Genomic DNA, 24,786 nt, shown 5'->3' on the forward strand with positions numbered 1-24,786 from the left:
GCTCCTTACTGTTCCGTTTTCTTCTCTCCAACCGCAGTATACCCATTCTCTTGGGCAACAAAATCTAGATGAATAGAGTTTAAATCCAGTAATGCCGCTGAAGGTTTCGCGATATATTGGCGTGTATCAATAATTTTAATATAGCCGTTGCACTCTTCGCAAACTTGAATTTGGGAGGTGACATCCCCTTCAATCGTAAAAAATTGAATCGTTTTATGGTCCTCATTGCCGCAGTGCGAGCATTCTAAGCGCTTTGCATGCCAGTGGGCAAGGCAGCGCGGACAATGGATAACCTTTTTCCCTTCCTCCTCAAGAGATGCCAATCTTACCGGCTCGCCGCAAACAGGGCATCCAGCCCCTGGCACGGCACGGTGGATCCCAGCCTGAACCTTTTCTGCTGTCAATTGCAGGTATGGACGAAGCGCGGTTTCAGCAAGAAATTGCGGGATCCATTCTTGCAGGCTATGTTCTTCTGCAAAACTTGCAAAATAAAGGTGGTTGAACGAGCTTGCCTCTTCGATCCAGCGAATTGCCGTTTCTTCATTAAGAAGGCTATGAATGTCTGCTAGTTTTGCCTCAAGTTCCGGATTATATTTCACAAGTAAGTCATTTATTTCCTCTATCCACTGTAAAAATAGTGAAATTTCAAAATCGATCGCCGTTAACGCGGCGGCCGGCACCCCTGCTCCCATTGCAGCCTGATCAAGATTCGGTCTAATGGTTTCCGGGTCAAGCTGCAGCTTCCACTTTTCCTGAAGCCTGACGATTTCCTTGTGCAGTTCCTGATATTCTTTTGAAACAACAGATTTAATCATCGTTGTCGCACCTCATTCTATTGGTTTTTAAAAGGAATGGCTGTCAATTTGTTCGACAGCCATCCTTTTTTACATTATAAGAATTTATAAGTTTCGTCTTTGAGAAATGTCCAGCTCCAGCGCCCTAGCGGCTAGTGTCCTTCGCTCTCCGCCCTACGATAAGTCAACATCGGTTTGCTCCGCTCACCGTGTTTCCTTTATCTCAGTTGGAGCGCTCCAGGCCATACGCCGCTAACCAGGGCGCTTGCGCTTTTCTTAATATAAAATTTACTTGAATGGATGTATATCTATTAAGCACCTTTTTTATGTTTTGGATCGTCCAAGTCAGGGAAGTTGCCCTTTTTGACTTCTTCATCATACCAGTCGCCGTAGTGGCCTTTTGCCCACCAGGCTGGAACCTTTCCGGTAACGACGCCGGAGTATCCTGGTCTTGAATGTTTATGAACAACAGATAGGTAAATATGTCCGACAATCACAGCGATTCCTAATCCAAAACCAACGTTATGAAGGAAGTAGCCCCATTGAACAAACGCTCTTGAGAAGTACTCAGGGAACCACATGGTGACTCCTGAAACAATAACCAAGATGGCACAGAAAATCTGAAGAATCGAGTTAATTTTTTCCCCAGCGTTAAAGAAGGTTTGTTTAATATGTTTAAACTTGAAGCCGAATAATTCTTTAACGAATTCACTGAAGAATTGAAGGTCACGCTTCTTCCAGGTGATTAATTCCTTCATCCAATGAATAAAGAATTTGGGACTAAAAATCAATAAGATGAAGGTAGGCGTGACGAACGCTACTGCAAAAATTCGGTGCAGCAGCCGGGCCATGGCCGGGCCGCCAAACACCGGATACAGCCAGTCAAAGAATTCGGTATACATTGGCAGGGCCGTGATGTATAGGGCAAAGAAGGCAATTCCATTAATTGCGTGCGCCCAAACAAATGCCTTTGGAAAGCGGCGAATCTTTACATCAGCTTTTGGGTGCTTCTGATGATTACTCATCACTGCCACCTCCATCTTCTGTTTCGTTATTCTCTTTTTTACTGAAAAACTTATTGGCCACAAATGCACCGACAACCGCCATTGTCGTTGCCCCAATCATCGCCTTGCCGATTGGCTGGGCATAGTCTTTCCATAAGACAGCAGATGTTGGCACCTTCGGATTTTCAGGCAGGCCGTACACACTTGGCCTTTCTGCAAGCACATAAACGGTATGAGTGCCGCCAACGCCCTCCGGATTGTAGACCATTGCGTTCGGGTAACGACCTTTGATCTCCTTGACGCGCTGCTCCGCCTTTTTAATCATTGCATCCCTGTCGCCAAACTCCATTGCTCCGGTATGACAGGTAGTAACGCAGGCAGGCTGTAAGCCCTCATCAATTCGGTCGGTACACATCGTACACTTATGGGCCTTGCGATACTCCTTGCCGTTTTTATCCTTATATTCCTTCAAGGAAATGACCTCAAACGGACAGTTTTGCACGCAATAGCCGCAGCCTACGCATGTCTCCTGGTCAATCACAACAGTTCCATACTTCGTATAGCTGATCGCATTTTCCGGACAAACCTTTTCACAGGCAGCATCTGTACAATGGAAGCAGGAGGAATGCCGGAAAAGGTAATCAAGACCGCCGCTGGCATTCTCGTGTTCAATGTACTGCAGGACATTCCATGTATCGGCTGTTGTCTTTGGATGGGATTGGACACTGCCAAGGAAATCGGTCGGTTCCGCCGGCAGGTCATTCCAGTTTTTACACGCTACCATACAGGCACGGCAGCCGTCACACTTCGTTACATCCACATATTTTACATACTTACTCATGCTTCAGCCCTCCTTACGTTGCAGAGGAATGCTTTGTATTCTGGAATCGTTGTATTTGCATCACCAATGTGCGGCGTCAGACGATTCGCTGTATCCCCAGTGGCAAAGCCTTTATAGCCGAAGTGCCATGGCATGCCAATTTGATGAACCTTTTTGCCATTCACCTTGTACGGCTTAAAGCGTTTTGTCACCATCGCATAAGCGTTGATTTCTCCGCGTGCCGAGCTGACAATGATTTTGTCTTTATTCTTGATGCCCTTTTCTTTGGCAAGTTCTTCACTTAATTCCACAAACATATGGCCGGCAAGCTCTGAGAGCCATTCTTGATTCCGAGTCATCGATCCTGACTGCCAGTGTTCACTTACCCTGTAGGTGGTTGCGACAATTGGGTAATCCTTCTTATCGCCCTTCTTGTTAAAATCGCCCTCAATCACGACCGCGGCCGGATTCAATTGTTGACTGGAGAACGGGTTGGGAACAGGGCTTTCAAATGGCTCGTAATGTTCAGGGAACGGTCCATCGTTCAATGTCGGCGCAAATAGTAAGCCAACGCCGTCCTTGTTCATGATAAACGGACCTGCGCCCCCTGGTTCTGTTGGGGCCGTCACTGGTTTGAAGTCTGGGACGTCATTGCCGGTCCATTTCTTCTGGACAGCATCCCACTGAATGACGGCTTTTTCCTTGCTCCATGGCTGTCCGCTTGGATCCGCGGAGGCACGGTTGTAAAGAATCCGGCGGTTCATTGGCCATGCGTATGACCAGTTTAAGTAATGGTGTCCGCCTGTGTCTTTATTGTCACGGTTTTTCGATTTATTCTTGCCTTCTTCAGGATAGAAGCCGGAATAAATCCAGTTGCCGCTTGAGGTTGTACCATCGTCCAGCAAGGCCCCGAAGCCCGCAATTAATTTACCTGTTTTCAGGTCATAGCCATTGATTTCTTTAGCCACAAGGTCAATATCCGGTTCATCGCCATTGCCATAATTCCAATCTAGCGCTAAGAATGGCTTGTCAGCTGACTTTGGACTGTTCGCATAAAGATGTTTCAGTTTTAATGCCAGTTCATGGATGATATCAAGGTCCGGTCTTGCCTCGCCTCTTGAATCAATCGCCTTCCAGCGATATTGCATCCAGCGTGAGCTGTTGGAAATACTGCCCTCTTTTTCAAAAGAAGCACTCGCCGGCAGAAGGAATACTTCTGTATTAATCTTAGACGGGTCACTGCCTGCTTCTTTTTGCCAAAATGACGATGTTTCCGTTTCCCACAGGTCGATGGCTACAAGCCACTTCAGGTTTCCAAGCGCCTCTTTTTCTTTCCCGGCGTTCGGTCCGCCGACAACCGGGTTTGTGCCGAACAGGAATGTTCCTTCTAGTTCACCCTTGTACATCGCATTAAATAGATTGATGTGGGAGTAGTTTTTATTTCCCTTTGGCAAGTAATGGTAGCCGAACTCGTTTTCAGCCGTAGCGTTCGCACCGTACCAGGCTTTGAGTAAGCTGACAACAAATTTGGGTTTATTGCTCCAATAGCCTGTCTTCGGTGTTTCTTTTTCCAAATAGCCTTTCAATGTCGCATGCTCTGGAACAGTTGCTTTCGGTGTGCCTAGATATCCTGTCAAGTTGTCATATAATAGACCAAAGTCTGTCGACCCTTGTACGTTTGATTCACCGCGCATCGCATTGATGCCGCCGCCAGGGATGCCGATGTTTCCTAAAAGCAGCTGCAGCATCGCATAAATCCGGACGTTTTGTGAGCCGACGGTATGCTGGGTTGTACCCATTGCATACATGATGGTTCCGGATTTGCCGACTTTCCCTGTTTCACAGAAGGTTTGGCAAACTTTCAGGTAATCTTCTTTCGGTGTACCGGTTACAGCTGTAACGGTATCCACATCGTAACGGGAATAATGTTTCTTCATTAATTGGAACACGGAACGCGGGTGCTGCAATGTTGCATCTGTAACCGGCTTGCCGTCTTCCGTTGTTTCTATTGCCCATTTTGTTTTATCATACGCTCGTTTTGCTGCGTCATAGCCTGAGAAAAGACCATCATTAAAGTCAAAGCCTTCTTTCACGATGAAGGACGCATTTGTATAGTTAGCAACATACTCTTTGTGGATGAGATTGTTTTCGATTGCATACTTAATCATCCCGCCGATAAACGGAATATCCGTACCGGAACGAAGGGCAGCATACACGTCCGCCTGCGACGATGTCCTTGTAAAACGCGGATCAACAGAAACGATTTTCCCGCCGTTTTCCTTTGCCTTCGTTAACCATCTAAAGCTGATGGGGTGATTTTCTGCAGGGTTTGCGCCAATAATCAACGCACAATCAGTATGCTGCAGATCATTCCAATGGTTAGTCATTGCTCCACGACCAAATGTAGGTGCCAGACCGGCAACCGTAGAACTATGTCATATTCGTGCCTGGTGCTCTAAGTAGGTGACACCAAGCCCTCTCATTAGTTTCGAGAGCAAATAAGTTTCTTCATTATCAAGTGCCGCGCCTCCAAGGCTGGCAATCTTTTCGGTTTTGTTAACGGTGATTCCGTTTTCTACTTCAACAAATGAATTGTCACGTGTTTCTTTTGTACGTTTGGCAATGGTGTCGAGCATCCATTCCCAGTCCTTTTCCTCCCACTTATTACTGCCGGGAGCACGATAAAGCGGTTTTGTTAAGCGCTTTTCCGATGTGTATAACTGTCTTAATGTTGTTCCTTTACTGCAAAGCTTTCCTTCGTTAATTGGGTTATCCGGATCCCCCTCCGTATAAACCACCGTATTATTCTTGGTGTGAACGAGGATTCCGCATCCAACACCACAGTAGCAGCAAATGGTTGGTGTTACAGTAGCTTTGGCAATTTTGAATTCTTTTGTTTTGGCATAAGCCTTATGCTCGTTAAAGCCAAGTTCAACAACCGCAAGTGTTGCCGCAGTTGCGCCAGATAGCTTTAAAAATTGCCGGCGATTGAGGTTCATTTCAACCATCATCATTCTCCTTCCCAAATATTGATTAGAACATCCCTTTATCTCTCTATATCTCTATTAATTGATTCACCCCTTTCAATGCATCTCTACTGCCAGTTCAATATTTAAGTCGTTTTCGACTCGGCCGGCTGAGGTATAGATGGTGGCCATTTTCCCTCTTAAATAGCCAATCACCTCAATATTTAAGTATTTTGCCAGCTGCACTGCCTGCTTTGTGGCGGCCGTGCGCGAACCGATCACAGGAAAGCCAAATTTCGCAGCCTTTGAGAGCATTTCATATGAAACCCGTCCGGTTGTCAGCAATAACAGCTTTTCGGGTTGTAAACGTTTTCTAAGTGCGTGGCCGATAATTTTATCGACAGCATTGTGGCGGCCAATATCTTCACGAATCGTGATCGTGCCGTCCTCCTCGACAATACAGGCTCCATGCATCCCGCCGGTTTCCAGGTAAAAGCGGGAGTTTTGCGCGAATTCACTTCTCTTTTTTAATAGATAACTTAATTGGAAGGTTTCGTTTGATGCCACTTTGGCAAAATTCTTCACATCTGTCATCGAAAAGAAGGTGACGCCCCTGCCGCAGCCTGCGGTGTAATGCTTCTTTTTTGAAAAAACTTGCTCTTCGTCAAAATGGGCTCGAAGCGCGACATGAATGCTGCCCATTTCTTCGTTGATGAGGAGGGACTCGATATCATTTGCATCCTGAATAAAGCCTTCAGAAAACAAATAACCAACTGTCCAGTCCTCAAGGTCGAATTTTGTCAGCTGAAAAACAGCCATTTCATAACCATTTATTATCAAGGAAATTGGATATTCATCAGGACACCCTTTACGGTTCATTGTTTTCACTTCCCCCTAGGAACTTTTCCTTATTTATTCATTGTAAAAATAGTACCAATTGCACTCAGCGACATTTGTCACATTGTCGAAAAATGGTAGCTAATGAAACAGGACGATTTGCTGCACGGAACGCATTTCTACTGATAAAAGGTGGGTGATTGCTAACCTTTTTCAAGTTTGTGTCAAATTTCCAACAATTTTGCGAAACTGAAAGATCCCATAAGTAATCGAATCATTGATCGGCCCATGGTAAGCGGTTACACTCCAAAGAAGCATCCTATTTATGTTCATCGTACGATTCTTCACGTTTTCTGAAAGTAATATTTATCACGCAAAATGCTTGGAAATAGTAAAAATAGGGGAATTGTCATTTTTCTGTCAACTATTATCGATTGCCCTCTTTATTTCTGTTAATTTCCTAAAAATGTTTTATAATAATAAGGAGGTTTTTTAGAAGGAGGGCTACATAATGACGATTAATAAAGTAATGACGATTGCCGGCTCTGATACGAGCGGCGGGGCTGGAATTCAAGCAGATTTAAAAACGTTCCAGGAGCTTGGTGTCTATGGGATGACTGCCCTTACAACGATTGTAACAATGGATCCAAAGGATTGGCACCACAGCGTGTTTCCACTTGAAGTGAGTACACTTGAAACGCAAATCAACACCATCCTGTCCGTCGGCATTGACGCGATGAAAACCGGGATGCTTGGGACTGTTGAAATCATTGAACTGGCAGCTCGAAAAATCGATGAGAATAAACTGGAGCGAGTGGTCATTGACCCGGTAATGGTGTGTAAGGGCGAAGATGAGGCCTTGCATCCGGAAACAACGGACGCGATGCGTGAATTCCTTTTACCGCGCGCCCTCGTGGTTACGCCAAATCTGTTTGAAGCAGGACAGCTTGCGGGAATGAAAACACCGCATACGGTTGCAGAAATGAAAGAAGCTGCGGTCAAAATTTTCGACCAAGGTGCAAAATTTGTGTTAATCAAAGGCGGCGGCAAGCTTCATTCTGAAGATAAAGCCATTGACCTCCTTTATGATGGAAAAGAATTCAGAATTTACGAATCGGAAAAGCTCGAAACCACCTATACTCATGGTGCTGGCTGTACGTATTCGTCAGCGATTACCGCTGAACTTGCCAAAGGAAAATCCGTTTATGAAGCGGTTGATGTCGCGAAGGGCTTTATTACTGCGGCCATCCAGCAAGGCTTCCGTTTAAATGAATTTGTCGGACCAACTTGGCATGGCGCTTACCGCGGCCTTAAAAAGGCAACCGAGTATTGCGAGGATTGTGAATAAATAATGAGAAAAGAGCCAATCAATGGATTTGGCTCTTTTTCCATCAGGCATACCGGCATTTTCTGCAAGCAATGATTTCGCATTTTTTTACTAATTTTAGTATGATAGATACATTATTAAATAAGAATAGTTTATAGATTGTTTTGTGGGAAAGGAGTTGTCCGATTTGCAGTTAATTGAGACTAGCCGTGTCCAAGAAGCCATCAACGGCTTTGCGAATAAAGATGTCTATATTCACCTGGAAACAACCAATGGTGCCTATGCCTCCCATCATGACCAAGCTTTCTTCTCTGCCGGAGCCTACATCCGGAATGCGCTTGTCCGCTATGAACTAGGGAAAATCACCGGAAACGGTCCTTTCCGTGTCGGTCTGAAAATAAACCTTGGCTGGATCTACGCCGAGGGCCTTACGCACTTCGAAATTGATGAAGAGAACCATCTATTATTAGCCGGCCACGATTATAATGGAAAATTGGCGGTTGCATTGGAGATTAGCAGTACGCCTTTTGAATAAAGCTGGGAAGGAGAATGGTCGATGAAGAAAGAACGCCATGTTTTGGTTGTGTTCCCGCATCCTGATGATGAAGCTTTTGGTGTATCCGGAACGATTGCGACCCATGTTAACAATGGAACCCCTGTTACATATGCTTGTTTAACCTTAGGGGAAATGGGACGCAACATGGGAAATCCCCCGTTTACCAATCGGGAAAACCTTCCAAAAATTAGAAAAGAAGAATTAAAGGAAGCGGCACGGGTCTTAGGCATCCAGGATCTCCGCATGCTTGGCTTCCGCGATAAAACGATTGAATTTGAAGATGAAGATTTCATGACAAATACGATATCAGCGCTGATCGATGAGGTGAATCCATCCCTAATCATCACGTTTTATCCCGGCTACTCGGTCCATCCTGACCATGACGCCACCGGTGCGGCGGTCGTAAGGGCTGTTGGGAAAATACCTGCCGCCGCAAGGCCGACCTTACACTGTGTAGCCTTCTCCAATAATTGTGTCGAGGAGCTTGGAGAGGCGGACATCATCAACGATATTACCCCTGTCAACCAAACAAAGCTCGCTGCCATTCAAGCACACCGCTCACAGACAGAGCAGATGTTCAAAGACATGGAAGAGAAGTTGAAAAATCAAGACCCGCAAGTCATGGTATGGATCAATAACGAACGGTTTTGGACATATCAGTTTACAGAGTAGAAGCCCTTCACTTGCGAAGGGCCTTTTTTCTTTTTTAGCTATTTAAACTAACTAGCTTTTTGAATAATAATAGGCTAGTTGACAGTAATTACTTTGTATCCGACAGTAATGCCCTCTTATACGACAGTGAACACGGCTTATCCGACAGTAACGTCAACCTATCCGACAGTAAATACGATGTATCCGACAGTAACGTCCAACTTTAAAATTCAGTATTCCCGATGCAGCAGGGTACACAGCGAGCACAAATCAAGAATAACGATTTTCCTCGACTTCAAATCAATAATGCCATCTTTTTTCAATTTCGAAAACACGCGGCTGACGCTTTCTCTCGTGGTTCCGACAACGGTCGCAAATTCTTGCACCGTTAAAGGAATTTCAATTTCCCAGCGGTTTTTTCCGGTATTAAATTTATTCCCTAGCCGCTCCAGATTCTTCACAGTCTTCGCATACACATCCAGCAGGGCAACATCCCGCAGCTGGGACGTCATTTCCCTCAAAGCATCACTCATATAACAAATCATTTGCATCGCAAGCTCAGGATGGTTAAATAAATCCTGTTCCAGTTCATGCTTATCCAAATAAAGAATCTCCCCGTCCTGCAGCATCACCGCTGTCGCCGGATAGTACTCTGTCTTTCTGGTAAATAAGCAGGCCTCCGCGAAGATATCCCCTTTTTGCTTGATACAGACAATGATTTCATTTCCGTTCTCATCCTGCTTTGTCAGTTTTACCGTCCCGGAAGCGACAAAGTACACCCCTTTGGCTGCTTCGTCCTCCGCAATAATCTGTTTCCCCTTTTTGAACTCGAATGTCTGGATGCGCTTTTCAATCACACGAAGTGACTTATCGGATAAGTCCTTGAAGATGACAATCTTTTTTAGTAAGTCTCTATGTTTTGCCCCCTTATAGACGGCAAAGTTTGGATCATTCAGGTAATCCGCTTGATTCATCATTTCCACCACCCCATTCTCACATTTGCGTTTGGCATTTCCCAAATAGACGATAGTTACCATCAATTGTAAACCACTTTATCCGGTGATGAAGTGATGAGATTCACAAAACGTTCAATTTTTCAAACCCCGCAATTATCTAATGTCTCCCATCTCCCTTCACAGAACGTTCAAAAATTGCTAAAAAAGTGTGCGGAACATCACAAATTTCCCATTGTCAAGCATTTAGGATGAAGGTGTTCATTAGACAAAAAGGAGGGGCAACATTGCAAAAAGTATTGATTAGCTTTGTTATCAGTGCCTTGCTTGGCTTTGGTATTGGTTATGTAGTGTTTGATGTCATGATGGGAAAATCCGGAAACGATCCGCAAGTGGCTCAGACAGAATCAAGCGAACCAACTCAAGCGAAAGAAGAAACGAAGGATTCGGAGAAGGCAGAATCCACGACGGCTTCAGTCAGCGATGACAATATCCTTAATCAAAAGGGATGCCTTGGCTGCCACAGCGTTGAAGCACTTAATTTAAAAGGCGGTGCAACAGGACCTGACCTATCTAAGGCATTTGAAAATGTCGAAGGAAAGCATGGGAAACCGATTGAAGAATTCTTAAAAGAACCGACATCAGCGGTTATGTCAGGTGTAATTGGCGGAAACCCATTAACAGATGACGAACTTCAGCAAGTATTAGACATGCTTAAACAAGCATCTGAAAAATAAGCACATAGGGTGGTGTAAATGGAATGAAAAAATGGATTCCAATCGCTTCTGGCTTACTGGCCGGCTTTGTTGCCGCCACAATCTCGTTTGCAGATTTTTCCGCAAAAACGGGCACAGAAGCAGCTTCTAGCAACAAGAGCGACGCAGAAAAGGTATATGTGCCATTCGGGCAAAAGGATGATTACTATTTATTCGCTTCCGGCGGTCACTCCGGACAAATGTTTATTTACGGTGTTCCGTCGATGCGTCACATACGGACAGTGCCTGTATTCTCGCCTGATTCTGCGACCGGTTACGGTTTTGATGAGCACTCGAAGAAATTGATGGGTGATTACACATGGGGCGACCTGCACCATCCGGCCTTCTCGGAAACAAAAGGCGATTATGACGGAAAATACATGTTTGCAACAGATGTCGGCAACAGCCGGGCAGCGGCCATGGATTTAAAAACCTTTACCGTCAAAGACATAATTAAAGTGCCAAATACAAGCGGCCCGCACTGCGCGGCGTTCGTCACAGAAAATACGGAGTATATGTTCCTGCCTACCCGATTCGCTGTGCCGCTCGAGCAAAAATATGAATCACTTGACGACTACAGCACAAAATACCGCGGTGTAATGAGTGCCGTCACATTTGACCAAAACAATCAAAAACTCAATATCGCCTACCAGGTTGCCCTTCCGCCATGGTCCTATGACCTTTCCGATGCCGGGAAAAAAGGCTCTGCAGACTGGGCAGTTATGACGACTTACAACACAGAAGAAGCGACAACCAACCTTGAAATCAACGCTTCACAGGCTGACCGTGACTATATTGTTCTTTTTAACTGGAAAGAGCTTGAGCAAATGGTCAAGGAAGGCAAGTACGAGGATGTTGGCGGTCAAAAGATGATTTTCCCTGAAAAACAAAAGGGCGGCATTTATTTAGTACCGGTTGCAAAATCACCGCATGGCGTGGATGTCGCACCGGACGGTAAACACTTCATCGCTTCCGGTAAGCTTGCCCCTTCAATGACGGTCTTCTCATTTGAAAAGGCATTTAAGGCAGTGGAAAAACAAGACTTTGCCGGTGACCGCAATGGGATTCCGATATTAAAATATGAATCTGTCATGGAACGAGAAGTCAACCCTGAAAATGCCCTTGGACCGCTTCATACCCAGTTTGATGACAAAGGAATGGCTTACACAACGATGTTCATTTCTTCTGAAATTGTGAAATGGGATCCGAAAACAGGTAAAACTTTAGACCGTGTTCCTGTTCAATATTCCCCGGGACACTCTGTCGCAGCTGAAGGCGACACGGTTGCACCTGATGGAAAATGGCTGATTGCTTTAAATAAAATTGCCAAGGACAGCTACTTATCTGTTGGCCCCTCACACCCTGAATCGATGCAGTTAATTGATATCAGCGGCAAGATGAAGGTGATTCAATCGGCACCGGTGAACCCTGAGCCACACTATGCGCAGATCATTAAAGCCGATAAGCTGAACCCGATTGAGGTCTATCCGAAAGATGAAAAGAACAAAGAAGCCGTCTACAAGAAAGACGACGCGCGGATTGTCCGGAATGGCAACAAAGTCGATGTCTACGGCATTGCGATGCGGTCAAAATTTATCTTTGACGCCAAAGCGAAGCGCCCTGACGTGATTGAAGTCAATGAGGGCGATGAAGTCACAATCCATTTAACCAATATTGACTTCGATGAGGATATCACGCACGGATTTGCCATCAACAGCTATAACTTAAACATGGAAGTACAGCCTGGACAGACGAACACATTGAAATTTATTGCCGATAAGGCCGGAACCTATCCGATGTATTGTACAAACTTCTGCTCTGCCCTGCATCAGGAAATGACCGGTTACTTCCTGGTTAAACCTAAGAATTAATATGTTGGCAGGCGATGGGTATCAATTTCACAAACTTGATACCCATCTCTCTTATCAAATGTTTTCACTATAAAAGGAGTGGTTAACTTGAATGCCAAGAGAAACAAATTATCTGCTGTCTCTTCTATACTTATTGCCCTTTCAGCCATCCTGATGGTGGTGTCGATTTTCTTCCCGTGGTGGAAAATGATTTTCTTTGCCCCGCAATATCCGGAGGGGTTAAATATCATTGTGTATCCGAATAAACTCGAAGGCGAAATTGACATTGTCAACGGCCTGAACCACTACATCGGCATGGCAAACTTTAGTGAAGAGAACTTCCCTGAACTGGGTTATTTAATCTATCTTGTCGGGGGATTAGTCGTGCTTACGCTAATCACCGCCATTCTAAGAAAAAAATCCGTTCTCTATGGGTTGATTGGCTTGCTCACCATTGGCGGGATCATCGGCGTTCTCGATCTCAGAAAAGCGCTACATGATTTCGGAACGAATTTAAGCCCGGATGCACCGATTAAGATTGACCCATTTGTACCGCCGATTATCGGGCATAATACAGTCGCCAACTTTGTCACAAACAGTGTTCTCGGCATCGGGGCCTATCTCCTGATTGCCGCGTTTATACTATTACTGATTCCGCTATGGAAGGATCGAAAGTAACATGAAAAAATTAACGCTCCTAATCTTTCTTTTTTCTCTTTTTATCTTGGTAAAACCAGAAAAATATATGGCAGCCGAAAGCTTGCAGGCACTGATCGACTCCATGAAAGAGGGGGCGGTCTTACAGCTTGAAAATAAAACATATGAGGGCAATATTGTCATTCATAAACCGCTGACGATGATTGGCTCGGAGAAAACCGTGATTAAAGGAGACGGAACCGGGAACGTCATTTCCGTTAAAGCGCCAAATGTGAAGCTGAGCAAGCTGACAGTGACCCATGGAAGTATGAACCGGAACTCGGCCGAGGAATATGCCGCTATCAAGATTTACACAAACAACAATACCGTTGAACACATCAGGATCCGCCATTCCTTTCACGGGATTTATCTAAGCCAGGCACACCATAATAAAATCCGCTACAACGATATTAAAGGGCTGGGCAAAGGCGAAATTGCCGCCCAGGGAAATGGGCTTCACATTTATTACGCAAATGATAACCTGCTGGAACACAATACAATTGATGGCACCCGTGACGGGATGTTCTTTGATTATGCCAACAACAACCACAGCTATGAAAATAATATCAGTAACACCCGGTATGGCTTACATTACATGTATTCTGATGAGAATATTTTTAAACGAAATATTTTCACCATGAATCAAGGCGGTGCAGCCATCATGAACTCGAATCAGCTGAAGCTGGAAGATAATCAATTTATCGTTAACTATGGAAATCAATCATTCGGCCTACTGCTCCTGCAGGCCAATGATAATTATATAGCTCATAATACGTTCTACATGAACCAGCGCGGCCTGTACATCGACCAGGCAACCAGAAACACGATTAAGGGCAACCGCATGATCCAAAACCAGATTGGGATTGAGCTTTGGGCCAGTTCCAATGACCAAAGCTTTACCATGAATAAGCTATCGGAAAACACGATTCCGGCCGTTACCCTTGGCGGACAGGGGGAACGAAATACCTGGAGCAAGAACGGCAAGGGCAATGACTGGGGCGGCGCGTTCCCGCTCACCGATTTAAATCAGGACGGTATCGGGGATTTCCCAGTCATCTATCACTCTTCGCTCCATCAGCTGATTGAGGAGCAAGAATTAACCAGCTTTTTTTTAAAAAGCCCTGCCATCACCATCTATGAAAAAATAAACGCAACACTGAATAACGATGAAATCATGTTTAAGGATCCGCACCCGCTGGCAGCCGCGAAAGGCAGCTCAAAAGTCATTTGGTTTGTTGTGGCAGGGCTTGCTGCGGGATTGATTTTACTAAAGGGGAGACATCAACTATGCATTACATTTGGAAGGAATGGAAGGAAAACATAAGAGGAAAAGGACTATGGCTTAGCGTCAGCATCATTGTTCTCATTTCAATCAGTATACTATTTCGTTCCTCTGTCCTTTCATTTGATAAAGGCTTTTATGTTCTCTTAATCAATCTTTTCGACACAATCATTTATTTTATCCCGATTCTCTGCTTATTTATCGGCGCCTTTTCGATCTTTCAGGAAAAGGAACAAAAAACATTAATCATGCTGTTAACGAAAAAAGACAATTATGCCAGCTTCCTGGTGCGGAAAAGCCTTGGCCTGTATGTCGTTGTACTCGTTCCGCTATTGATCTGGTTTTTCTTCTATCTCTTCCTGCTAAAATTTAATTTTGCGATCGATTTCAAAAGCTATCTGATCTTTGTCGCATCGATCATCTGCCTGAGCCTTGTCTTCTTGCAAATGGGAGCAGCGATCGGGAGCTTTAGCCGCTCAAGGATGCAGATTATCGGCTATACGATTTTTGTCTGGTTTTACTTTTTCTTCTTGCATGATTTTATCCTGCTGTCGTTTTTACCGGATGTCACCCATGAAAATGTGAAACTATTTTCAGCGGCCTACTTTTTAAATCCGCTTCAGGCCGTCAGGATGTTCTTAGAAACCGGGATGGGCGTGTACTCCTTCGGCCATATGTCAAGGCTATTGGAGAAGTTCATGTGGACGAAGCCGGTGTTCTTTTTACTGGGAAATCTCATCATCTGGCTCGCCGTTTCCTTTGGCACAGCGATTGCCTTTAACCGGAAGGAGGGGTATGAATGATTAAAGTAACGGGGTTAAACCAATCCTTCGGGAAAAAGAAGGTCCTAGATTCAGTCACGATTGAGATCGGCAAACATGAAATTTGCGCGCTGGTCGGCCGCAACGGCGCAGGCAAATCGACGTTTATTAATAGTTTGCTTGGGTTGTTGCCCTTGAAGCAAGGCTCGATTGCGATTAACGGAGCGGAAGTTAGCAAAAAAAATGATGCATGGAAAAAGGCGATTGCCTATTTGCCCGAAAAATTTATGCTCTATCCGATGCTGACTGGCTTAGAGAATATGACCTTTTTTGCAGAGGCGGTTTCCGGAATGGCAGATGCGGCGCGAATGGAACAGGTGTTGCGTTCAGTCAGCCTGTGGGACGACCGCCTCGTGCAGGTTAAATCGTATTCAAAAGGGATGCTGCAGCGCCTCGGCCTCGCGATTACCCTTTATCAGGATTCAAGTATTTTGATTTTGGATGAACCGACAAGCGGCATTGACCCGATGGGAAGAAAGGAAATCCTGGAGGTACTTCGTTCCCTGCATGATAAAACGATTTTACTCTCCTCACACCATCTGGATGAAATCCGCCAGATCTGTACCCATGTCGTCTATTTAAATGAGGGAAAAATGGAGAAATACACGGTTGAAGAATTTTTAGAGACACATCATTTAGGGGGTATGAGACCATGAAAAAACGACTGTTGTTCGCGGTGCTGCTGGTGATTGCGATGCTGGCCGGCTGTGGGTCAGGGCCTGATTACACGGTTAAAGTAACAAAAGAGCTTTACTACCAAAAGGATACAGCGGCACCATTTGAAATTAAAGTAACCGAAGGGAAAAAGTCCGTTAAAGGGCTCGATGTTTCTGCAGAATTTTCGATGGCCAATATGGATCATGGTACAACCGATGTGAAATTAGCAGAGGGGAAAGACGGCAGCTATTCCGGTGAGGTGGCGCTTCCGATGAACGGGAAGTACGAAGTTGCCTTTACACTGGAAAAAGACGGTGAAAAGGCTGAAACGATCATGGACATCAACGTAGTGAAGGCGAAGGGGGTCGCCACCATTAACGGTGAGTGGATCACCAATGAAGATGTTGCCTTTTATAAGTTCATTAACCAGCTACAGCTGGCGATTAATAAAGAATCCGCTCAGCAAAAGTATACTGGTGAACAGCTTCGCGAAGAACTTGCTTATTTAGAATCACAGGAAAAAGCAGCCGATGATAAAAATCAGCTGCTCACACAAATTATCCGCCTCCGCTCGATGGCGATGCTGGCAGAAGAAAAGGGCCATAAAGCAGCTCCTGCCGAAGTGGATGCCGCTTTAGAGAAAGCCCGAGAGCAATACAACGGCTACGAATCAGCAAAAAAGCTAATCAGCGAGTACGGCGAGGATTCGTTTTGGGCAACCGAAAAGCAGCAGTATGAGTTGATTGTATTATCGCAAAAGGTGCAAAAAGATATGATTGAAAAGGTGAAAAAGGAAAATCCCACGATGGGTGAGCAGGAAGTCTACTTCCAGGCACAAAAACAATACGAAGAACTCCTCGTCTCCCAAGTCAACTCCTTAAAGATTGAAATTCTTTAGGGAGTTTCTTTTGTTTGCAGGTTAATTAGCGGATAGCGGCCGCCTATCAGCGGAAAAGCTGTTTTAATCAGCGCTTAGCTGGCGTCTATCAGCGGATAAGTTATTTTAATCAGCGCTTAGCTGGCTCCTATCAGCGGATAAGTTATTTTAATCAGCGCTTAGCTGGCTCCTATCAGCGGATAACGTGTTTCTATCAGCGTTTTGCCATTCTATCCGCCTTACCTAAGACTAATTTTTTAAATCCCCCAGCAGCACCCGATACAGCTTATCGTCTGTTTCATCCGGATTCCCCCGGCCGTCGGTGTTGTTGCTGATAAAATATAAATAATCGCCCTCAACGAACACGTCCCGGATTCTGCCCAAACCACTAATCACCGCCCGAGTCTCATTCTTTTCCAAATCAAACTCGCGGACCGCATTTCCTCTTAACGTCGCCACATAGAGCTTTCCGCCGGCTTCCGCCATGCCCGAGGGCGCCCATGTTTCCACATCACCGGATTCAAACAAAGGCATCACCATTCCTGCCTTCCGCTCCTTACCTTGAATCACCGGCCAGCCATAGTTCATGCCGGCCGAAATCCGGTTGATTTCATCATGGGCCGACTGCCCGTGCTCACTCGCATACAACTTACCGTCAACCCACACCAGCCCCTGGGGATTACGGTGGCCATAGCTGTACACATAGGAATTCGGAAACGGGTTATCTGCCGGAATCGACCCGTCCAGATTCATCCTTAAAATTTTTCCATTTATCGAATTCAGCTCTTGCGCCACAGAAGGCGTCGTTGCATCACCTGTCGTAATATACAATTTTCCATCTGGTCCAATCTTCATCCGACCGCCATGGTGGTAGGCGGCACTTGGGATGCGGTCGAGAAGAATCTGCTCCTCCGTCCACATACCGCCGCTAAACCGCAACACAACAACACGGTTAAATTGCCCGTCGCCGCCGTCATCCGCATCGGAATATGTATAATAAGCAAACGCCCGTTGGTTACCGGCAAAGTCAGGATCCAGCACAAAACCTAATAATCCGGCCTCAGCCGCCTGCGCCAACGGCTTTTCCAACCGTACACGCTGGCGTTCCATTTTACCATTCTCAATCTTGACGATGCTCCCAGTTCGTTCACTGAGATAGAAGGTTTCCCCTAACCTTTCAATTGACCACGGTACAGAGAGCTTTTCAGCCAGCACTTCCACATTCGGATGATCAACAACCGCCTCATCCGCCTTCTCTTCTTTTTCAAAAAAAGAACAGCCCGAAACCAGCAGCATCAACACGAGTATAACGGAGCCAACCCGGTACATAAACGCCTACCCCTCCTATAACACTTCTAAAATTGCCTTTGCCACACCATGTTCGTTATTTGTATCGGTAATGTCGTCACATAATGCCTTGATTTCAAAGCTGGCATTTCCCATGGCAATCGCTCTGCCTGCACGTTCAAACATGGATACATCATTAAAATTGTCACCGATTGCCATCGTCTCGGAAATATCAATTCCGCTAGCCTCAGCCAAGTATTCAAGGGCAATCCCTTTTTGCGCCTGCTTATGGGTAATTTCCAAATTTTCATCCCCTGATGCCGCAACAGCGAGATCCTCAAAAGCAGCGAGTGCGGTATTGGCAGCAGCCAATTTTTCCGCATCAAAGGAGAAGACCAGCATCTTATAGAGTTGAATATGTTCGTCAGCAAACAGAATTTCATAATCATCGATGACTTCGACCAAGCCGTCACGCAATCTTGCCCCGGCTACATAGGTGATTTCATCGCGGTCAGCCTCAGGATTGGCACTCATCACAATATCGACAAGGACATTAACCGCCTTATTCGCATCGACCGTACGGGCCCCTTGATCCGTATAGACCTCAAAATACACATCCAAATCGCGTAGCGTTGCGGCCACCTCACGCGCCAATTGTTTCGAGATCGGCGTGGCAGATAGAATTTCTCCTTCCTTCGAACGAACCTCCGCACCGTTCACACAAATAATCGGGCACTTCAGACCTGCCTCTCCTAAAACATAGGTAGCCTCCTGATAGGACCGGCCCGTTGCCACAACAAATTCGACACCTTGTGCCTGTGCTTTTAAAATGGCCGCTTTATTTTCCTCACTAATTTGTTGAACTGAATTTAATAATGTTCCATCCATGTCAGATGCAATCATTTTAATCATGCTGCTCACCTCTACGAAATTTGATAACTGTCTAGCGAAAGCGCCTAGGCGCTTTCGCTTTTATCGTTAGTGCCATTCTACCATGAACTGGCAAACATTATTAGCATGAAGCTCAATCCAAGTACTTGCTGCCTTCGCGGACACTTAGTGGTGCAAGGGCCTGTCCCTCGATAAACTCCTTCACCGACGCCGGATTTGTCTTTGAGTATTCACGCAGGGCCCAGCCAATTGCCTTTTGGATAAAAAATTCCTTACTTTCGGTGTTTTGCCGTATGTAGTGATAGAGCCGCTCCTCGTTCGTCCTCTGTTTATACCTTAATTGAAAAAGCAGCGCCGCCCGTCTAAGCCACATATTGTCATGAACTGCCCAGCCGTCAATGGTTTCCGCCACCACCTCGGGAAACTTCTCAGCAATTTTCCCGACTGGCTTTGGAGAAATTGCATCAACGGTGTCCCACCATGATTTTGTCGTAATCAGCTCCTCCATGAAGGGCAAATCTTCCTTTCGCAGCTTGTTCATCATTTTTTCCAAATAAGTCAGGGCCGTGTATTGGAATTCTCTTTCATTTTTCCCCCAAAGCTCTTTTACTAACTCCCTGTTAAACGGCTCCTTTAAAATCCCCGTTGCCTTAAAAAATTGCTTTTCACATTCCTTTCGTAAAGGGGACTTGATTCCTAAGAATGGAAAATGGTCTTTCATATATCTCTGCATGGGTTCGGCATCTGCCTGATTGCGATTTTCCATAAACAGCTTTGTTAAAAAATCAATGCTGGATGTCATCATCATTCATCCTCTCAACAAGTCTTACATACTTAGTTCTACTTTCTTCCATTTTCTCCTTTAAATAGACCGTATAAACAAAATCCCTGTTGCCACACTAACATTAGCGCAAAAAGGAGGGAAACACGATGACCAAGAAATTCAATAAAGGCAGCCGCAATCAAAACTCACCAGGGGCAGGGCATGCTGAGGCAGAATTTGCGACAGAATTTGTCAGCGGCGATAACAGCAAAGGGAACCAAAATAATCACACCCAGAAAAAGAAGCAAAAATAAATTAGGGGCGCCGGATCATTTCCGGCACCCCTTTTATTAACCCTTGGCATTCGCCAATTCTTTTATTTCCGCGGCAATCCTGCCCTGAATCTTTTCCACGACGGAAAAGTCCATCGCCGCCACATAAATTTCCTCCAGCTCATCATGCAGCGCTTTTGCCTTGGCAAGGTAGCCTGTTGCTTCGGTCATTTTGCTTTTATATTTCGCGGCAATTTTACTAATAATCTCGGCAAAAATGTCGTCCGTTCCCGGCTCAATCAGAATCTCATACATATCAATAATTTCGTCCCCATCCCGGCTTGGGAAATATTCATGCGGCGCGGTACTATCGAAAATCGCAATTCCAAGCTCGCGTAAAATCAACATATCGAGGCTGTGCGGGTCAAAGCCGCAATGGTAGATTTCGAGATCGACACCGCGCTGTTCAGCGGCGGCCGCCAGCTTCTTTAACATCGTTGATTTCCCAGAACCGGGGCGCCCTTTAATGAAGTAGCGCTTCGGAATCTCCTCCGTCAAATTGGGAACGAAATCGACCGCACCCATCGGCGTTGCTGCCCCCAAGAAGCGATGGCGCACATCCGAGGTCTTATTCAATTTCATCTTTCCAAAAAAGCTGTCAATTAATTTGTTCGTTAATTGATCGGCCTTTTTAAAATCCATACTGTTAATATAAATTTTTTCCCAATCATCATGGACTTCCAACGCTTCCTTAAAGGTCGCATATGCCTTTTGGTATGACTCACTGATTTGATCGGTTAACTTTTGAATGACATTTTTTTGTACACTTAGGGCGCGGGCATTCCAGGCTTCACCCAGGTTAATATATTCTTCCACGGCACCGGGCGCCTTCGGTTCAATCACATGCGGGGCTGTACCGTCGACAATTCCCACCTTTAAACTTGGGATCAGCACACCATCAATGGAATTATTATCAGAAGCACAATGAAGGAATTCGATATTAAACCCGAGCTCGATCCACTCCTGGCCAATTTTCTTCATCAGTGATGATTTGCCTGTTCCAGGGCCGCCCTTTAGAATAAATATGCGGTCGAATCCTTGAAGGTTGGATTCATACAGACTATGAAAGCCTCTTGCCGTATTCCCGCCGGCAAAATAATTTTTCACTTTCCCTGCCACTTTTCAACACTCCCTTTTAGCTAAACACTTTCTAATTTGATTACTGTCTAGCTCCAGCGCCCAGCGGCTAGTGTACTTCGCTAAACGGGCGCTTCCGCTTTTCTAATCTTATCTTATGCGTTTGCCATTTATGGGTGAGTGCCTAGGGGAATTTCCTATTTCACGACATCGATAATATCCGCTTTCGTTAGTTCCTGTAAACTCTTTGGTGCGAGCACAATTTGCACGCCAATTTTTCCGGCGCTGACAACAATGGAGTCAATCTGCCGGCAGCTTTCATCGATAAAGGTTTTATATTCCTTTTTCATGCCAATTGGTGAGCAGCCGCCGCGGATGTAGCCTGTCCATTTTTGAATGTCCTTCACCGGAATCATCTCGAGATTTTTTTCACCTGCCGCCTTAGCCGCCTTTTTTAGGTCCAGTTCTTCGGCAACAGGGATCACAAAGACATAGATTGTCTTGCTATGCCCCTGTGCGACGAGTGTTTTATATACCTCCTTCACATTTCTTCCAATTTTCTCCGCAACGGAAATTCCGTCAATTTTTCCATCTTTATTTTCATATGTAAGCATTTCATAGCTGACCTTTTTTGCCTCCAAAGTACGCATTGCATTTGTTTTTGCTTGTGCCATTTTGACCATCCCTCTTTTTCAGGCGTTATTTTCAATAATTGTACCAAAATTTACCCCCTTTTTACGTGTTCATCCGATTTACTTTCCGGTTATCTTACTTTACTGTCCGCTTCTGGGCATTTACTTTCCGGTTTTTCTGTTTTACTTTCCACTTATCTTGTTTTACTATCCACTTTCACCTCTTTACTTTCCATCCAGCCCAAGTGCTGAAAGTTATACACAAATTCACCCAAAATTTGTCACCCGTTTGTCACTCTCTTAATCGATGATTATAGTAAACTTAAACTATCTTAAAATACTTTCCAACATTTTCATAATAATTGTGAAATATATCACAAATCTAATTTGAGGTGATTTTATGAAGTACGACCTGGTTCTGTTACATGCACCGAGTGTATATGACTTTCGAAAAAATTCCTTGCTTGCCGGTCCGATCAGCGATGTGGTCCCGTCATCGCCCGTGTTTGAAATGTATCCAATTGGCTTGACGAGTATTGCTGATTATTTGGAGCGGTACGGGCTGCGGGTGAAGATTATCAATATTGCCAACCGGATGCTGATGAGTGAAACCTTCAATGTCGAGGCAAAACTGAAAAACATCAAAACGAAGGCCTTCGGGATTGACCTGCATTGGCTGCCACATGCCCATGGCAGCATTGAGCTTGCCAAAATAGTTAAACGTCTCCATCCGGAAACACCAATCATTTTCGGAGGCCTGTCCGCAACCTATTATCATAAAGAGCTAATTGAATACCCGTTTATTGATTTCGTCATGCGCGGCGACTCTACCGAAAAATTGATGCTCCTGTTGATGAACAAAATCGAGGCCGGCAATACCCATTATGCTGATATCCCTAACCTCACGTGGAAAAAGGGCAGCGAAGTGGGCTGCAACCCGATTACGTATGTACCAAAGGATTTGGATGATATTGACGTGCCGGGGTATCGCTACACGATCCGCTCCGTGTTTAAATACCGGAACTTCCTTGACCCGCTTCCATACAATGGCTGGCTGCAATATCCGAACACGGCCCTCTTAACCGCACGCGGCTGTACGCAAAATTGCCTGATTTGCGGCGGTTCAAGAGATGCCTATGACCAAAACTGCAACCGCAATTCACTGGCCTTACGGTCTCCGAAGAAGCTTGTCGAGGACATTCAGTTTATTTCCCGCTTCAGCCGGGCACCGATTTTCATCCTTCATGATCTAAGGCAGGGGGGACGTGAATATGTAAGTGAATTCTTTAGCCGCCTTAAAAAACTTAATCTCAAAAATGAAATCGTGTTTGAATTATTCCAATATGCCGATGAAGAATTTTTCAAACAGATGAATGACAGTGTGCCAAAATACAGCATTGAAATTACCCTTGAAACACATGATGAGAAGATCAGACGCTATAACGGCAAGTTTAGCTGTACGAACGAAAAGGTCATCAATACACTTAATTTCGCGTTGAAAAATGGCTGTAAAAAGATTGACCTGTTCTTTATGGTCGGCATTCCGGGGCAGACGTACGAAAGTGCCATTGAAAATATTGACTTTTGCGAAACGATTCATCTTGCCTGTCATAAGGATCCAAGAATCTATTACTTCGTTGCACCGCTGGCACCATTCCTTGATCCGGCAAGCCCGGCTTTTGAACATCCGGAAATCCATGGCTATAAAAAATACTGCCATACCTTGGAGGACCACCGCAAGGCCATCACCCAGCCATCGTGGAAGCATATGCTCAGCTATGAAACGAAGGATATGACGCGCGATGATATTGTCAACTCCACCTACGAGGCAGCCGAAAAGCTCAATGACTTTAAACTAAAATACAATCTGATCGACCAGAAAGGCTATCAAGAAATCAAAGCAAAAATTAAGAAGTCGATGGACTATATTGAAAAGATCGACCATGTCCTGGCACTTCCTGAGGCGGAACAAGCTATTGAACTGGCAAACATCCAAAAGGAAATAGAGGAATTAAATAAATATAGTATTTGCGGAAAGAACGAGTTAAAGTGGGAGGTTCAAAAGAATTATGCGAACTTCTTTTCACTTGCCATGGTAGGCATCGAGCAGCTTTATGAAGATTACATGATCAAAATCAGACATCGCTTAAGCCCGCAAAGGCGGCAGCAATTCCAATTGGATCCGGAACGAAGGAAAATAAAAATATAGGCAGATGTGAAAAGGTGTTGGGGCCATTCCCCAACACCTTTTTAATGCCCTCCCAAATAGGCAGCTCTGATTTGATCGCTTTGACTCAGTTCTTCCGCCGTACCGGCAGCGACGATTTTTCCGGTCTCAATGACATAGGCCCGGTCGGCAATCGATAGCGCCATATTGGCATTTTGCTCGACTAATAGAATCGTTGTTCCTGTTTTATTGATTTCCTCAATAATTTGGAAGATGGTCTTTACTAATAACGGCGCCAAACCCATAGAAGGCTCGTCTAACAGCAATAACCGCGGTCTGGCCATCAATGCCCTGCCCATGGCGAGCATCTGCTGCTCACCCCCTGAAAGCGTTCCTGACAACTGCTTACGGCGCTCGTAAAGGCGGGGGAACAGCCCATACACCTTTTCAAAGTCTTCACGGATGCCTTTTTTATCCTTCCGTAAATAGGCACCTAGCTCAAGGTTTTCCTCCACTGACATGTTGGCAAACACCCTGCGGCCTTCCGGTACCTGTGATATCCCTCTTTTCACAATCGCTTGCGCCACCTTGCCGGCAACATGCTCATTTTCAAAAAGAATGTCCCCATTTTTCGGCTTCAGCAAACCGGAAATTGTTTTTAACAATGTACTTTTCCCAGCACCATTTGCACCAATCAAGGTCACAATTTCCCCTTGATTGATCTCGAGGGAAACGCCCTTCAATGCATGAATATTTCCATAGAAGACATTGATATCATTTATTTTCAGCAT

General features: G+C 45.1%; 24 protein-coding genes. 12 read left to right on the forward strand and 12 right to left on the reverse strand.

What is annotated here, in order from left to right:
• Nucleotides 1–5 precede the first annotated feature (5 nt).
• From FAY30_RS25300 to fdhD, 5 genes are all read right to left on the reverse strand, one after another.
• Complete coding sequence (locus tag FAY30_RS25300) at nucleotides 6–815, reverse strand: formate dehydrogenase accessory protein FdhE (RefSeq protein ID WP_149872433.1); 810 nt, start codon at nucleotides 813–815, stop codon at nucleotides 6–8.
• A gap of 290 nt (nucleotides 816–1,105) precedes the next feature.
• Nucleotides 1,106–1,819, reverse strand: a complete 714-nt coding sequence (locus tag FAY30_RS25305) for a formate dehydrogenase subunit gamma (RefSeq protein ID WP_149872434.1) — start codon at nucleotides 1,817–1,819, stop codon at nucleotides 1,106–1,108.
• Nucleotides 1,812–2,639 carry a 4Fe-4S dicluster domain-containing protein gene (locus tag FAY30_RS25310; RefSeq protein ID WP_149872435.1) on the reverse strand — a complete coding sequence of 276 codons (828 nt, stop codon included), beginning with the start codon at nucleotides 2,637–2,639 and terminating at the stop codon, nucleotides 1,812–1,814. Before FAY30_RS25310 ends, FAY30_RS25305 begins: the two co-directional genes overlap by 8 nt.
• Nucleotides 2,636–5,617: a formate dehydrogenase-N subunit alpha gene (gene fdnG, locus FAY30_RS25315; protein WP_149872873.1), complete on the reverse strand. Its 2,982-nt coding sequence runs from the start codon at nucleotides 5,615–5,617 to the stop codon at nucleotides 2,636–2,638. The genes FAY30_RS25310 and fdnG overlap by 4 nt, the downstream gene beginning before the upstream one ends.
• Nucleotides 5,618–5,701: 84 nt before the next feature.
• Nucleotides 5,702–6,463: a formate dehydrogenase accessory sulfurtransferase FdhD gene (fdhD, locus tag FAY30_RS25320; RefSeq protein WP_149872436.1), complete on the reverse strand. Its 762-nt coding sequence runs from the start codon at nucleotides 6,461–6,463 to the stop codon at nucleotides 5,702–5,704.
• A gap of 469 nt (nucleotides 6,464–6,932) precedes the next feature.
• Here fdhD and pdxK point away from each other — a divergent pair, with 469 nt between their 5' ends.
• The 3 genes from pdxK to bshB2 all read left to right on the forward strand — a co-directional run bounded on the left by pdxK (nucleotide 6,933) and on the right by bshB2 (nucleotide 8,976).
• A complete protein-coding gene (gene pdxK, locus FAY30_RS25325; protein WP_149872437.1) occupies nucleotides 6,933–7,769 on the forward strand; it encodes a pyridoxine/pyridoxal/pyridoxamine kinase in 837 nt (278 codons plus the stop codon).
• 166 nt (nucleotides 7,770–7,935) lie between these two features.
• The gene (locus FAY30_RS25330) at nucleotides 7,936–8,283 is read left to right on the forward strand and encodes a YojF family protein (RefSeq protein WP_149872438.1); all 348 of its coding nucleotides are present in this window, start codon (nucleotides 7,936–7,938) and stop codon (nucleotides 8,281–8,283) included.
• Between the two features lie 21 nt (nucleotides 8,284–8,304).
• Entirely contained in the window at nucleotides 8,305–8,976 is a 672-nt protein-coding gene (gene bshB2, locus FAY30_RS25335; protein ID WP_149872439.1) for a bacillithiol biosynthesis deacetylase BshB2, read from the forward strand.
• A gap of 209 nt (nucleotides 8,977–9,185) precedes the next feature.
• Here the strand turns inward: bshB2 and FAY30_RS25340 are convergent, their stop codons facing one another.
• Nucleotides 9,186–9,992 (reverse strand): Crp/Fnr family transcriptional regulator, encoded by an 807-nt coding sequence (locus tag FAY30_RS25340; protein ID WP_223821037.1) that lies wholly within the window; start codon nucleotides 9,990–9,992, stop codon nucleotides 9,186–9,188.
• 203 nt (nucleotides 9,993–10,195) lie between these two features.
• Here FAY30_RS25340 and FAY30_RS25345 point away from each other — a divergent pair, with 203 nt between their 5' ends.
• The 7 genes from FAY30_RS25345 (at nucleotide 10,196) to FAY30_RS25375 (ending at nucleotide 16,867) form a co-directional block, all read left to right on the forward strand.
• Entirely contained in the window at nucleotides 10,196–10,645 is a 450-nt protein-coding gene (locus FAY30_RS25345) for a cytochrome C (protein ID WP_149872440.1), read from the forward strand.
• A 23-nt stretch (nucleotides 10,646–10,668) separates the two neighbouring features.
• A complete protein-coding gene (gene nosZ / locus FAY30_RS25350; RefSeq protein ID WP_149872441.1) occupies nucleotides 10,669–12,534 on the forward strand; it encodes a Sec-dependent nitrous-oxide reductase in 1,866 nt (621 codons plus the stop codon).
• Nucleotides 12,535–12,621: 87 nt separating this feature from the next.
• Nucleotides 12,622–13,191 (forward strand): hypothetical protein, encoded by a 570-nt coding sequence (locus tag FAY30_RS25355; protein WP_317845673.1) that lies wholly within the window; start codon nucleotides 12,622–12,624, stop codon nucleotides 13,189–13,191.
• 1 nt (nucleotide 13,192) lies between these two features.
• Nucleotides 13,193–14,533 carry a nitrous oxide reductase family maturation protein NosD gene (nosD, locus tag FAY30_RS25360; RefSeq protein WP_149872442.1) on the forward strand — a complete coding sequence of 447 codons (1,341 nt, stop codon included), beginning with the start codon at nucleotides 13,193–13,195 and terminating at the stop codon, nucleotides 14,531–14,533.
• Nucleotides 14,497–15,294 (forward strand): ABC transporter permease subunit, encoded by a 798-nt coding sequence (locus tag FAY30_RS25365; protein WP_149872443.1) that lies wholly within the window; start codon nucleotides 14,497–14,499, stop codon nucleotides 15,292–15,294. The genes nosD and FAY30_RS25365 overlap by 37 nt, the downstream gene beginning before the upstream one ends.
• Nucleotides 15,291–15,968 carry an ABC transporter ATP-binding protein gene (locus tag FAY30_RS25370; RefSeq protein WP_149872444.1) on the forward strand — a complete coding sequence of 226 codons (678 nt, stop codon included), beginning with the start codon at nucleotides 15,291–15,293 and terminating at the stop codon, nucleotides 15,966–15,968. The genes FAY30_RS25365 and FAY30_RS25370 overlap by 4 nt, the downstream gene beginning before the upstream one ends.
• The gene (locus FAY30_RS25375) at nucleotides 15,965–16,867 is read left to right on the forward strand and encodes a FixH family protein (protein ID WP_149872445.1); all 903 of its coding nucleotides are present in this window, start codon (nucleotides 15,965–15,967) and stop codon (nucleotides 16,865–16,867) included. The genes FAY30_RS25370 and FAY30_RS25375 overlap by 4 nt, the downstream gene beginning before the upstream one ends.
• Nucleotides 16,868–17,095: 228 nt before the next feature.
• Here the strand turns inward: FAY30_RS25375 and FAY30_RS25380 are convergent, their stop codons facing one another.
• The 3 genes from FAY30_RS25380 to FAY30_RS25390 all read right to left on the reverse strand — a co-directional run bounded on the left by FAY30_RS25380 (nucleotide 17,096) and on the right by FAY30_RS25390 (nucleotide 19,829).
• Entirely contained in the window at nucleotides 17,096–18,175 is a 1,080-nt protein-coding gene (locus tag FAY30_RS25380; protein ID WP_149872446.1) for a PQQ-dependent sugar dehydrogenase, read from the reverse strand.
• Nucleotides 18,176–18,190: 15 nt separating this feature from the next.
• The gene (locus tag FAY30_RS25385) at nucleotides 18,191–19,045 is read right to left on the reverse strand and encodes a Cof-type HAD-IIB family hydrolase (protein WP_149872447.1); all 855 of its coding nucleotides are present in this window, start codon (nucleotides 19,043–19,045) and stop codon (nucleotides 18,191–18,193) included.
• Between the two features lie 112 nt (nucleotides 19,046–19,157).
• Nucleotides 19,158–19,829, reverse strand: a complete 672-nt coding sequence (locus tag FAY30_RS25390) for a DNA alkylation repair protein (protein WP_149872448.1) — start codon at nucleotides 19,827–19,829, stop codon at nucleotides 19,158–19,160.
• A gap of 125 nt (nucleotides 19,830–19,954) precedes the next feature.
• Here FAY30_RS25390 and FAY30_RS27385 point away from each other — a divergent pair, with 125 nt between their 5' ends.
• The gene (locus tag FAY30_RS27385) at nucleotides 19,955–20,101 is read left to right on the forward strand and encodes a hypothetical protein (RefSeq protein WP_190284775.1); all 147 of its coding nucleotides are present in this window, start codon (nucleotides 19,955–19,957) and stop codon (nucleotides 20,099–20,101) included.
• A 36-nt stretch (nucleotides 20,102–20,137) separates the two neighbouring features.
• Here FAY30_RS27385 and FAY30_RS25395 read toward each other — a convergent pair whose 3' ends face one another.
• Entirely contained in the window at nucleotides 20,138–21,238 is a 1,101-nt protein-coding gene (locus FAY30_RS25395) for a PRK06851 family protein (protein WP_149872449.1), read from the reverse strand.
• Between the two features lie 155 nt (nucleotides 21,239–21,393).
• Nucleotides 21,394–21,870: a Cys-tRNA(Pro) deacylase gene (ybaK, locus tag FAY30_RS25400; protein WP_149872450.1), complete on the reverse strand. Its 477-nt coding sequence runs from the start codon at nucleotides 21,868–21,870 to the stop codon at nucleotides 21,394–21,396.
• 358 nt (nucleotides 21,871–22,228) lie between these two features.
• On the opposite strand from ybaK, the gene FAY30_RS25405 reads away from it, so the two are divergent.
• Entirely contained in the window at nucleotides 22,229–24,037 is a 1,809-nt protein-coding gene (locus tag FAY30_RS25405; protein WP_149872451.1) for a TIGR04190 family B12-binding domain/radical SAM domain protein, read from the forward strand.
• Between the two features lie 41 nt (nucleotides 24,038–24,078).
• Here the strand turns inward: FAY30_RS25405 and FAY30_RS25410 are convergent, their stop codons facing one another.
• Nucleotides 24,079–24,786 (reverse strand): ABC transporter ATP-binding protein, encoded by a 708-nt coding sequence (locus FAY30_RS25410; protein WP_149872452.1) that lies wholly within the window; start codon nucleotides 24,784–24,786, stop codon nucleotides 24,079–24,081.

The sequence above is a fragment of the Bacillus sp. S3 genome (assembly GCF_005154805.1).
Classification (GTDB): domain Bacteria; phylum Bacillota; class Bacilli; order Bacillales; family Cytobacillaceae; genus Neobacillus.

What these genes read in the sequence shown, in the direction of transcription:
- FAY30_RS25300 (WP_149872433.1), bottom strand. Translation starts at nt 815, where the DNA reads ATGATTAAATCTGTTGTTTCAAAAGAATATCAGGAACTGCACAAGGAA.
- FAY30_RS25305 (WP_149872434.1), bottom strand. Translation starts at nt 1,819, where the DNA reads ATGAGTAATCATCAGAAGCACCCAAAAGCTGATGTAAAGATTCGCCGC.
- FAY30_RS25310 (WP_149872435.1), bottom strand. Translation starts at nt 2,639, where the DNA reads ATGAGTAAGTATGTAAAATATGTGGATGTAACGAAGTGTGACGGCTGC.
- fdhD (WP_149872436.1), bottom strand. Translation starts at nt 6,463, where the DNA reads ATGAACCGTAAAGGGTGTCCTGATGAATATCCAATTTCCTTGATAATA.
- pdxK (WP_149872437.1), top strand. Translation starts at nt 6,933, where the DNA reads ATGACGATTAATAAAGTAATGACGATTGCCGGCTCTGATACGAGCGGC.
- bshB2 (WP_149872439.1), top strand. Translation starts at nt 8,305, where the DNA reads ATGAAGAAAGAACGCCATGTTTTGGTTGTGTTCCCGCATCCTGATGAT.
- FAY30_RS25340 (WP_223821037.1), bottom strand. Translation starts at nt 9,992, where the DNA reads ATGGTAACTATCGTCTATTTGGGAAATGCCAAACGCAAATGTGAGAAT.
- nosZ (WP_149872441.1), top strand. Translation starts at nt 10,669, where the DNA reads ATGAAAAAATGGATTCCAATCGCTTCTGGCTTACTGGCCGGCTTTGTT.
- nosD (WP_149872442.1), top strand. Translation starts at nt 13,193, where the DNA reads ATGAAAAAATTAACGCTCCTAATCTTTCTTTTTTCTCTTTTTATCTTG.
- FAY30_RS25365 (WP_149872443.1), top strand. Translation starts at nt 14,497, where the DNA reads ATGCATTACATTTGGAAGGAATGGAAGGAAAACATAAGAGGAAAAGGA.
- FAY30_RS25370 (WP_149872444.1), top strand. Translation starts at nt 15,291, where the DNA reads ATGATTAAAGTAACGGGGTTAAACCAATCCTTCGGGAAAAAGAAGGTC.
- FAY30_RS25375 (WP_149872445.1), top strand. Translation starts at nt 15,965, where the DNA reads ATGAAAAAACGACTGTTGTTCGCGGTGCTGCTGGTGATTGCGATGCTG.
- FAY30_RS25380 (WP_149872446.1), bottom strand. Translation starts at nt 18,175, where the DNA reads ATGTACCGGGTTGGCTCCGTTATACTCGTGTTGATGCTGCTGGTTTCG.
- FAY30_RS25385 (WP_149872447.1), bottom strand. Translation starts at nt 19,045, where the DNA reads ATGATTAAAATGATTGCATCTGACATGGATGGAACATTATTAAATTCA.
- FAY30_RS25390 (WP_149872448.1), bottom strand. Translation starts at nt 19,829, where the DNA reads ATGATGACATCCAGCATTGATTTTTTAACAAAGCTGTTTATGGAAAAT.
- FAY30_RS27385 (WP_190284775.1), top strand. Translation starts at nt 19,955, where the DNA reads ATGACCAAGAAATTCAATAAAGGCAGCCGCAATCAAAACTCACCAGGG.
- ybaK (WP_149872450.1), bottom strand. Translation starts at nt 21,870, where the DNA reads ATGGCACAAGCAAAAACAAATGCAATGCGTACTTTGGAGGCAAAAAAG.
- FAY30_RS25405 (WP_149872451.1), top strand. Translation starts at nt 22,229, where the DNA reads ATGAAGTACGACCTGGTTCTGTTACATGCACCGAGTGTATATGACTTT.
- FAY30_RS25410 (WP_149872452.1), bottom strand. Translation starts at nt 24,786, where the DNA reads ATGCTGAAAATAAATGATATCAATGTCTTCTATGGAAATATTCATGCA.